This is a genomic window from Jatrophihabitans sp. (genome assembly GCF_036389215.1).
Classification (GTDB): domain Bacteria; phylum Actinomycetota; class Actinomycetes; order Mycobacteriales; family Jatrophihabitantaceae; genus Jatrophihabitans_A.
In genome coordinates, this window is sequence record NZ_DASVQG010000351.1 from 1 (window position 1) to 2540 (window position 2540).

The 2540-nt window shown below is 72.2% G+C and carries 2 protein-coding genes and 1 pseudogene; 2 read left to right on the plus strand and 1 reads right to left on the minus strand.

Features of this window, described 5'->3' with window-relative positions:
- Nucleotides 1-808 (plus strand): annotated as a pseudogene (locus tag VF542_RS20190) (VWA domain-containing protein); the annotation flags it as partial.
- 110 nt (nucleotides 809-918) lie between these two features.
- Here the strand turns inward: VF542_RS20190 and VF542_RS20195 are convergent.
- Nucleotides 919-1422 carry an inorganic diphosphatase gene (locus tag VF542_RS20195; RefSeq protein ID WP_408653494.1) on the minus strand — a complete coding sequence of 168 codons (504 nt, stop codon included), beginning with the start codon at nucleotides 1420-1422 and terminating at the stop codon, nucleotides 919-921.
- 86 nt (nucleotides 1423-1508) lie between these two features.
- Here VF542_RS20195 and VF542_RS20200 point away from each other — a divergent pair.
- A partial coding sequence (locus tag VF542_RS20200; RefSeq protein WP_408653495.1) for a D-alanyl-D-alanine carboxypeptidase occupies nucleotides 1509-2540 on the plus strand: 1032 nt, incomplete at its 3' end.

The following is a 2540-nucleotide window of genomic DNA, read 5'->3' on the forward strand; positions in this document are numbered from 1 at the left end:
AACCATCGGGACCACGGAGGACCGTGACCAGGCGCTGAGCTGGGTGAACGGGTTGCGTGCATCGGGTGGCGACGACTGCCCGGAGGACGCGTTGGGCGGGATCTCCAGCGGCCTGAATGCGCTGGGTACCGATCCGGATACCGACAAGCAGATGATCGTGGCGACCGATGCCTCGGCCCACGGCGGGGACGTCAGCGGCATCATTGCCGCTGCGCAGGCCAGCGGGGCTCGCGTCAACGTGCTCCTCACCGGTGACTGCGGCATGAGTGCCCTGGCCGCGGCACCCGCGGTCACGGCAACCTCCGCGTTCGGACCGCCGGTGTCGAGCCAAGTGGTGCTCAGACGCATCGCGGAGGAGACCGGTGGCAAGTACTTCTTCATTCCCGGCGGGTCCAGGGCGGACTTCACCGCCGCGCTTGACGCTATCTTCGCCGGCATCGCCGATCCCGGGGAGGACACCCAGCCACCAACCGTGAGGTTGAGCGGCGTCCCCAGCACGATCTGGTCGCCCAACCACAAGATGGTGGAGGTCACCCCTACGGTCACCGCCACTGACAACGAAGATCCGAACCCGGTCGTGAAGCTGGTCGGCGTCGAGGTCAGCCAACCTGACGACGGACAGGGCGACGGCAACACGTCTGACGACGTCCAGGTCACCGCAGACGGGCGCGTCTTCGTCCGGGCCGAGCGCAGCGCCACGGACGGCGCCCGCATCTACACCATCACCTACCGCGCCACGGACCGGTCCGGCAACATCGGTTTCGGGAGCGCGACCGTGCTCGTGCCCAAGGACAACTCCGGCAAGTAACCATCAGCTGACAGTCCGGCGGTGGGGGTCTCGGCCCCCACCGCCGGGCGTATGCCGTACCGAAGGAGCAGCAACAGCGTTTCCGCCCGGCCGGTCCGGGGGCGATGAGGTCAGTGCACCGCGTCCGGGTTCTCGGCCAGCCGCTTGCGGCTGGCGTCGATCTCGGCCTCCGCTGCGGCGCGGCCCACCCAGGACGCGCCCTCGACGCTCTTGCCGGGCTCGAGGTCCTTGTAGACCTCGAAGAAGTGCTGGATCTCCAGCCGGTCGAACTCGCCGACGTTGTGGATGTCGCGCAGGTGCTCCAGCCGCGGGTCGTTGGCCGGCACGCACAGCACCTTGTCGTCGCCGCCCTTCTCGTCGGTCATCCGGAACATCCCGATCGCGCGGCACTTCACCAGCACGCCGGGAAACAGCGGGTCGCCCTGCAGCAGCACCAGCGCGTCCAGCGGGTCGCCGTCCTCGCCCAGGGTGTTCTCGATGTAGCCGTAGTCGGCGGGGTACTGGGTGGAGGTGAACAACGTGCGGTCCAGCCGGATCCGGCCGGTGGCGTGGTCGACCTCGTACTTGTTGCGGCTGCCCTTCGGAATCTCGATCAGCACGTCGAACTCTTGCATTCCGGGCTCCTCTCACGGCACCTTCCGGCTGCTGCGGAACGCGCCGCCTTCGCTCGCGCGACGGGTGCCCTTTATTGTGGCCTACCGTGGCACGCCCTGGAACGAAGCCGGCTCGGCTGGTGCTGCTGCTCCTGGCGGTGCTGCTGGCCGTGACCGGCTACTTCGGCGTCGGTGCCGGGCGCCAGTTCCTCGCCGACCGGGCCTTCACCCCGGTCCGGGTTCCGGCGGCCACCGCCGCGGCGCCCGGAATCGCCTCGCTGCTGTCCTCGGCGGCGGCCCCGCCGGCCGCTGCCACCGCCCGCCCGGACCCGCCGGCCCCGACCCCGGCCGGCGTGGCCGCCGCGCTGGCGAAGGAGCTGGCCGATCCGGAACTCGGGCCGTCGGTCGCCGGCCAGGTCTTCGACGCCGGCACCGGGACGCTGCTGTTCGACCAGCGGTCCTCGGAGGTGGTGGCCCCCGCCTCGACCGCCAAGCTGCTGACCGCGGCGGCGCTGCTGACGGTGCGCCAGGCGACCGACCGGTTCAGCACCCGGGTGGTGGCAGGGGAGCGGCCCGGCACCGTGGTGCTGGTCGGCGGCGGTGACCCGACGCTGTCCGCGGCGCCGGCCGGCAAGCCCACCCGGTATGCCGAAGCGGCCCGGATCGCCGACCTCGCGGCCAGGGTGCGGGCCGGCCTGGGCGGTGCCCGGGTCCAGCAGGTCCTCGTGGACGACTCCGCCTTCACCGGTCCGGCGACCGCACCGGGCTGGGACCCGGCCGACACCCCGTCCGACTACGCCAGCCTGATCACCGCCACCATGGTCGACGCCGGCCGGGACGCCCCGGGTGAGGAGATCCGGTCGGCGGCTCCGGACCTGGCGGCCGGCACCGCGCTGGCCGCCGCCCTGGGCGGTGCGCAGGTGGGCCGGGGCAGCGCGCCGGCCGGTGCCAAGCTGCTCGGGCAGGTCCGCTCCGCCCCGGTCGACGTCCTGATCGAGCAGATGATGCGGGCCTCGGACAACGTGATCGCCGAGGTGCTGGCCCGGCAGGTGGCGATCGCGACCCACCGGCCGGCCAGCTTCTCCGGCGCGGCCGCCGCGGTCAGCGCCGCGCTGGCCTCCGCGGGCATCAGGATCGGC